Origin of the sequence: Xanthomonas sp. SHU 199 (genome assembly GCF_000364665.1) — a bacterium.
In the GTDB taxonomy this organism is placed as follows: domain Bacteria; phylum Pseudomonadota; class Gammaproteobacteria; order Xanthomonadales; family Xanthomonadaceae; genus Xanthomonas_A; species Xanthomonas_A sontii.
Window position 1 is genome coordinate 40,172 of the sequence record NZ_AQOI01000665.1, and the last position, 6,000, is coordinate 46,171.

Genomic DNA, 6,000 nt, shown 5'->3' on the forward strand with positions numbered 1-6,000 from the left:
CCATGCGCGCTCGCCTCTTCAATTTCGACCAATTCCGGCACGTCTTCGCGCCGCGCAAGCCGCGCCATCCGCTGGTCAAGCTGGCCGTGGGCCTGCTCGGTCTGGCGATCCTGGCCGGGCTGGTGTTCGTCAGCGTGTTCGTGGGCGCGGCGATGATCCTGGGTGGCATCGCGATGAAGCTGCTGAGCCAGCGCGGCAAGCGCCCGGCCACCGCGCGCCGGCATGTGGTCGATGGCGAGTATCGGGTGGTGCGCAAGCCGGCCTTGCCGCTTTAGAGCTGGGAATGGGGAATCGGGATTGGGGAATCGTGAGAGCGACATCCGCTTCCCTGTTGGAATCGGGTTGAACCCAACCCGCTAAACTGCGGCATCCCCTCTCGTTGGATGCATGCTCATGAAAGATCTGTTCGCCGCTGCCGAGGCTCCGCGCGTTCCCGTGCGTGGGCAAGGCCTGTTTCCGGTGCATCGCATCTACTGCGTGGGCCGCAACTTCGCCGACCATGCGCGGGAGATGGGCGCCAGTGCGCCGGCGTCGAAGGCCGAGCGCGGCCAGCCGACCTTCTTCATGAAACCGGCCGATGCGCTGGTGATCGGCGACGACGCCATCCCCTACCCGTCCGCGACCCAGGATCTGCACCACGAAGTGGAACTGGTGGTGGCACTGGGCCAGGACGCGCCCGCCGGCGTGCTGCCGGTGGACGGCGCCGAGGCCCTGATCCTGGCCTACGGCGTGGGCCTGGACCTGACCCGTCGCGACCTGCAGGCCGCGGCCAAGGCCAAGGGCCTGCCGTGGGACATCGCCAAGGGCTTCGACGCCTCCGCGCCGATCAGCGAGCTGATCCCGGCCGGCGAGGTCGGGGCGCTGGAGGCCTTGAACCTCTCGCTGGAAGTCAACGGCGAGGTGCGCCAGCAGTCGCTGCTGGAGCAGATGATCTGGAACGTGCCGGAGATCCTGCACGAGCTGTCCAAGCTGTTCGCGTTGCGCGCCGGCGATCTGGTGTTCATGGGCACGCCGGCCGGCGTGGCCGCGCTGCGCCCGGGCGATCGCTTCAGCGCGCGCCTGGAGAACGTGGCCGAGCGGCACGGCCGCATCGTCGGCTGAGGACGCGCCTGTCGCGCGACATACGCGCGCCTGTGATTCGACCACCACGGCGACTGCGCTAGGCTAGCGCCGCGGCGACAGGCCCGCACTGACAAGAGAGGAGTCCCGATGAGCATGATCCGCGAATTCAAGGAATTCGCCATGCGCGGCAACGTGCTGGACCTGGCGGTCGGCGTGGTGCTCGGCGCCGCGTTCGGCAAGATCGTCACCGCGCTGGTCGAGAAGATCATCATGCCGCCGATCGGGCTGCTCGTCGGCGGCGTGGATTTTTCGCGCTGGGCATGGACGCTGAAGGCGGCGACGGTGGACGCCGCCGGCAAGCCGGTACCGGCGGTGGTGATCGGCATCGGCGATTTCCTCAACACCATCATCCAGTTCGTGATCGTGGCCTTCGCCATCTTCATGCTGGTCAAGGCGATCAACCGCATCGCCCGCAAGGAACCGCCGGCGCCGAAGGCCCCGACCGAGGAAGTGCTGCTGCTGCGCGAGATCCGCGATTCGCTCAAGCACGAGCCGCGCCCGGAGTAAGCGCGACGGCACACGCAGCTTCCGCCATGGAGGCCGCGTCGTGCACGGCGGTGAGGCACTGCTAAGCTCGCGGTTCCTGTGTCCGCGGAGTTTTCCATGCGTCGTCTTGCCGTCGTCATCGCTGCTGTGCTGAGTCTGTCCTCTCCTGCGGTTGCCGCCGAGGCCACGCGCATCCCGGAGGCGGCACTCCGCGACGCGGCGGCCTTGCGCGAGCGGGCACTGGCCGACGACACCGGCTGGAAGGTGGTCGAGTCGCTGACCACCGACATCGGCCCCCGGATGGCCGGCAGCGAGGCCGATGCACGCGCGGTGGCCTGGGCCACGGCGAAATTCAAGGCACTGGGCTTCGACAAGGTGTGGACCGAGCCGGTGACGTTCCCGAAATGGGAGCGTCGCAGCGAACACGCGCAGGTGCTCGGCGCGCATGCGCAACCGCTCACTGTCACCGCGCTGGGCGGCAGCCCAGGCGGCACGGTCGAGGCCGAGGTGGTGCGCTTCGCCGACCTGGCCGCGTTGCAGGCGGCGCCGGCCGATGCGCTGCGCGGCAAGATCGCCTTCGTCGATTACCAGATGCTGCGCACCCGCGATGGCAAGGACTACGGCAACGGCGGCGCGGTGCGCAGCAAGGGGCCGTCGGAAGCGATCCGCAAGGGCGCGATCGGTTTCGTGATGCGCTCGGCCGGCACCGATTCGCACCGCGTGCCGCATACCGGCATCACCCGCTTCGACGAAGGACTGACGCCGGTGCCGGCGGCGGCGCTGTCGGTGCCCGACGCCAACCAGCTGGCGCGCCTGCTCGCGCGCGGCCCGGTACGCCTGCGCCTGGCGCTGGACTGCGGCTGGGACGGCACCGCCACGTCCTACAACGTGATCGGGCAGATCACCGGGCGCACGCTGCCCAACGAGGTGGTGCTGATCGGCGGGCACCTGGATTCCTGGGACCTGGGCACCGGCGCGATCGACGACGGCGCCGGCGTCGCCATCAGCATGGCCGCCGGGCATCTGATCGGCCAGCTCAAGCAGGCACCCAAGCGCAGCATCCGCGTGGTCGCCTTCGCCAACGAGGAGCAGGGCCTGTACGGCGGCAAGGCCTATGCGCAGGCGCATGCCAAGGACGTGGCGCGGCACCAGATCGCCGCCGAGAGCGATTTCGGCGCCGGCCGCATCTATGCCTTCAACACCGGCTCCGGCGATGCCGCCGGCTCGCGCGCGGCGACCCGGCAGATCGCCGAGGCGCTGGCGCCGCTCGGCATCGCCTATGCGCCGGACGCCGGCGGCCCCGGCCCGGACGTCGGGCCGCTCGCCGCCAAGGGCGGCGCCTGGGCCTGGCTGGCGCAGGACGGCAGCGATTACTTCGATCTGCATCACACCGCCAACGACACCCTGGACAAGATCGACCCGAAGGCGCTGGCGCAGAACGTCGCCGCGTATGCGGTGTTCGCATATCTGGCGGCGCAGGCCGACGGCGGTTTCGGCAGCCAGGCCAAGACAGTGGAACCGCCCAGGGAGTAAAGTAAACCGGACCTGCGCAGGACGCGCGCAGGGGCTTCCCCTCCGCAGCAGCGCCAGGACCTTTGATGGGCATACGGCAACGTCGCGCGGGCTCAGCGGTGACGTTGCTGGATGTAGCCCGCCATGCGGGCGTGTCGCCGATGACTGCTTCGCGCGTGATCAATCGCCACCCGCGCGTGAGCGCTACCATGCGCGAGCGCGTCGAAGCGTCGATCAAGGCGCTCGGCTACCGCCCCAACCTCGCCGGCCGCTCGCTGCGCACCGCAGGACTGGCGCGCATCGGCGTTCTCTACAGCAATCCCAGCGCGGCCTACCTCAACCAGTTCATGCTCGGCATGCTCGAGCAGAGCAGCCTGGAAGGCTGCCAGGTGCTGGTGGAAAAGAGCGACGACAGCGACAGCCAGCGCGCCGCCACCGAACGCCTGCTTGAGGCCGGTGCCGATGGCCTGATCCTGCCGCCGCCGCTGTGCGATGCGCGGCAGACCATCGCCGAACTGGATGCGCGCGGCATTCCGCTGGTCGCGGTCGCCACCGGCGCACCGATGCCCGGGGTCAGCTCGGTGCGCATCGACGACTACCAGGCGGCGTGCGCGCTCACCCGGCATCTGCTCGACCTGGGCCACCGCGACATCGGCTTCGTCAGCGGCGATCCCGGGCACACGCCCAGCGCGCTGCGCAGCCGCGCGTTCTTCGACACCATGGCCGGGGCCGGGCTGACGGTGGCGCCGGAGCGCGTGGCCGAAGGCCTGTTCACCTACCGCTCCGGCCTGCTCGCGGCCACTGCGTTGCTGCAGGTCGCCCCGCGTCCCAGCGCGATCCTGTGCAGCAACGACGACATGGCCGCGGCAGCGCTGGCGATCGCGCACGGACTGCGCCTGCGCGTGCCCGAGGATCTGTCGATCGCCGGTTTCGACGACACGCCGGTGGCCACCACGATCTGGCCGGAGCTGACCACCATCCACCAGCCGGTCGCGGCGATGGGCAGGGCCGCGGTGACGCTACTGCTCGGCGAAATTCGCCAACGCCGCGACGGCCTGCCCAGCCGCGGTACCCATCAGGTGCTGGACTACACCCTGGTCACGCGCGGGTCCACCGCGCCGCCCGCCCCGCGCTGAGCGCCGTCACCGCGTGCGGCAGGCAACGCCGCGCGCGCGTGCCGGATCACGTCGACCTGGGCCACACCGAGCAGCCCGGTCAACGGCACAGTGGCGCGACGCTGCTGCGGGTCCGCGACCAGGTCCTGACCGCGCAGCAGGTCCAGTAGCCGCTCCGCCAGCGGCATGACCATGTGCCGGCCCCAGCAGCGCTCGGAGGCATGGCCGAACGGCAGGTAGCCGGGCAACGCATCGGGATCCACGCCGTCCCAGCGCTCTGGCCGGAACGCCTCCGGCTCCTCCCACAGCGCCGGATCGCGATGGCTGAGCAAGGGCAGCACCAGCACGTCGTCGGCGGCGCCGATACGCGGATCCAGCGCACCGTACTCGGGCGAGGCATTGCGCAGGATGTTCCAGGACAGCGGCAGCAGGCGCAGGGTTTCGTAGAGGATGTTGCGGTTGCAGACGCGCGCGTCGAACGGCGACCCCAGCCACAGCGCGTTGGCGACCAGCGTGGAAATGGTGAAGCACACCGGCGCGGCGGTGCGCCGGTACAGGCCCATCGCATCGCGGCGCGCGCGGTAGCCATCGGCCGCGGACAGCAGCGTGGCCAACGCCGAGGCCTCCGCGTCCGGCGCCAGCGGTGCGAGCGCGCCGGCGGCGATCACCGCCCAGGTCAGGCGCGGCGTCAGTTCCAGGGTGCGGTCCATCAGCAGGCGCAGCCGCCACGGGTCGCCGCCGAGCAGCAGGTCGCGCAGATAGACATGGCCGATGTGCGGCCATGGGCCGGACAGGTCGAGCGTGGGCGGCGGCGGACGCTTCAGCGCCTCGCGCACGTCGCGGCCGATCGCCTGCATCAGTTTCGCCGCTTCGCTGCGCGCGATCGAGCGGCCGTGCAACGGCTTGAAGGTCGGCCGTTCGTGTTCGGTGGCGGGCCGGGCCGCGAGCAGGCGGTCGCTCAGCGCGGCGCCGGCGACACCGACCGTGTCGGCATCCAGGCGGAACGCGTCCTGCCCCACATGCGCGCGCAGCAACGCCTGCAGACGCGGCGCGAAGACCGTGGCGCGCGCATCGCGGTCGACCATGGTGGCGGACATCGCCAGTCTCCTGGAGGAACGACGCCCGGCGCAGTGCGTCCGCCGGGCACCGGCCGCACGGCATGCCGCGCGGCATCGCACACGGCGCTCAGTACCAGATGTACCAGGCGTACGACTTCAGCGGCTTCTTCGACGACAGCAGGTGCTTGATGGAGAACAGCAGCTTCATGAGCGACATCTCCGCAGGAGTGACGATGGCCCTTTCGGGCGGGGGACTGCGCGGTTTCGCCGACGCCAGCGCGCGTGGCGCGATCGCATCGGCGAGGCGCGCCTGCACGCTACGCCGCCGGCAGGCCCCTCGCAAACCCGAAACCGGCCGGCGCGCACACTATTGCGTAGCCAAATGCAGCCGCATCTCAGCGCGTGACACCGTGCTCAGCGCGCCGCACGCCCGTGCGGATGCCGGCTGCGCCAGGTGCCCAGCAACACCGCGGTGGCGGCGGCGACGTTGAGGCTTTCCACCGCGCCGCTGCCGGGGATGGACAGGCGCAGATCGCAGGCCTGCGCGAAGTCGCGGTCCATCCCGTCGCTCTCGGCGCCCATCACGTAGACCAGGCGCTGCGGCAAGGCACTGGCGAACAGATCGTCGCCGCCGTCCACCAGCGTCGCCGCGAGGGCGAAGCCCGCGCCGCGCAATTGCGCCTGCGCCTGCATCGTGGGCGGCAGCA

8 protein-coding genes are annotated in these 6,000 nt (G+C 70.7%); 5 read left to right on the forward strand and 3 right to left on the reverse strand.

The genetic code is table 11. From position 1 onward, the window contains the following. Nucleotides 1-2: 2 nt before the first annotated feature. From D183_RS0119100 to D183_RS0119120, 5 genes are all read left to right on the forward strand, one after another. Complete coding sequence (locus D183_RS0119100) at nucleotides 3-275, forward strand: hypothetical protein (RefSeq protein ID WP_017910413.1); 273 nt, start codon at nucleotides 3-5, stop codon at nucleotides 273-275. Nucleotides 276-393: 118 nt separating this feature from the next. Then, nucleotides 394-1,101 (forward strand): fumarylacetoacetate hydrolase family protein, encoded by a 708-nt coding sequence (locus tag D183_RS0119105; protein ID WP_017910414.1) that lies wholly within the window; start codon nucleotides 394-396, stop codon nucleotides 1,099-1,101. A 108-nt stretch (nucleotides 1,102-1,209) separates the two neighbouring features. Further along, a complete protein-coding gene (mscL, locus tag D183_RS0119110) occupies nucleotides 1,210-1,629 on the forward strand; it encodes a large-conductance mechanosensitive channel protein MscL (protein ID WP_017910415.1) in 420 nt (139 codons plus the stop codon). Nucleotides 1,630-1,725: 96 nt separating this feature from the next. Further along, entirely contained in the window at nucleotides 1,726-3,141 is a 1,416-nt protein-coding gene (locus tag D183_RS0119115) for a M28 family peptidase (RefSeq protein ID WP_026144661.1), read from the forward strand. A 65-nt stretch (nucleotides 3,142-3,206) separates the two neighbouring features. After that, on the forward strand, nucleotides 3,207-4,256 hold the full coding sequence (locus D183_RS0119120; protein ID WP_081613398.1) for a LacI family DNA-binding transcriptional regulator: 1,050 nt from the start codon (nucleotides 3,207-3,209) through the stop codon (nucleotides 4,254-4,256). Here D183_RS0119120 and D183_RS0119125 read toward each other — a convergent pair. The 3 genes from D183_RS0119125 to D183_RS0119135 form a co-directional block, all read right to left on the reverse strand. Further along, nucleotides 4,208-5,332, reverse strand: coding sequence for a cytochrome P450 (locus tag D183_RS0119125; protein ID WP_017910418.1), 1,125 nt, complete (start codon nucleotides 5,330-5,332; stop codon nucleotides 4,208-4,210). The genes D183_RS0119120 and D183_RS0119125 overlap by 49 nt on opposite strands. 88 nt (nucleotides 5,333-5,420) lie before the next feature. After that, a complete protein-coding gene (locus D183_RS28070; RefSeq protein WP_017911958.1) occupies nucleotides 5,421-5,510 on the reverse strand; it encodes a tryptorubin family RiPP precursor in 90 nt (29 codons plus the stop codon). A gap of 197 nt (nucleotides 5,511-5,707) precedes the next feature. Next, nucleotides 5,708-6,000 (reverse strand): TrmH family RNA methyltransferase (locus D183_RS0119135; RefSeq protein ID WP_017910420.1); only part of this gene is annotated, 293 nt, incomplete at its 5' end.

Excerpts from the sequence above, each read along its gene's own strand:
- D183_RS0119100 (WP_017910413.1), top strand. The coding sequence starts at position 3 with ATGCGCGCTCGCCTCTTCAATTTCGACCAATTCCGGCACGTCTTCGCG.
- D183_RS0119105 (WP_017910414.1), top strand. The coding sequence starts at position 394 with ATGAAAGATCTGTTCGCCGCTGCCGAGGCTCCGCGCGTTCCCGTGCGT.
- mscL (WP_017910415.1), top strand. The coding sequence starts at position 1,210 with ATGAGCATGATCCGCGAATTCAAGGAATTCGCCATGCGCGGCAACGTG.
- D183_RS0119115 (WP_026144661.1), top strand. The coding sequence starts at position 1,726 with ATGCGTCGTCTTGCCGTCGTCATCGCTGCTGTGCTGAGTCTGTCCTCT.
- D183_RS0119120 (WP_081613398.1), top strand. The coding sequence starts at position 3,207 with ATGGGCATACGGCAACGTCGCGCGGGCTCAGCGGTGACGTTGCTGGAT.
- D183_RS0119125 (WP_017910418.1), bottom strand. The coding sequence starts at position 5,332 with ATGTCCGCCACCATGGTCGACCGCGATGCGCGCGCCACGGTCTTCGCG.
- D183_RS28070 (WP_017911958.1), bottom strand. The coding sequence starts at position 5,510 with ATGTCGCTCATGAAGCTGCTGTTCTCCATCAAGCACCTGCTGTCGTCG.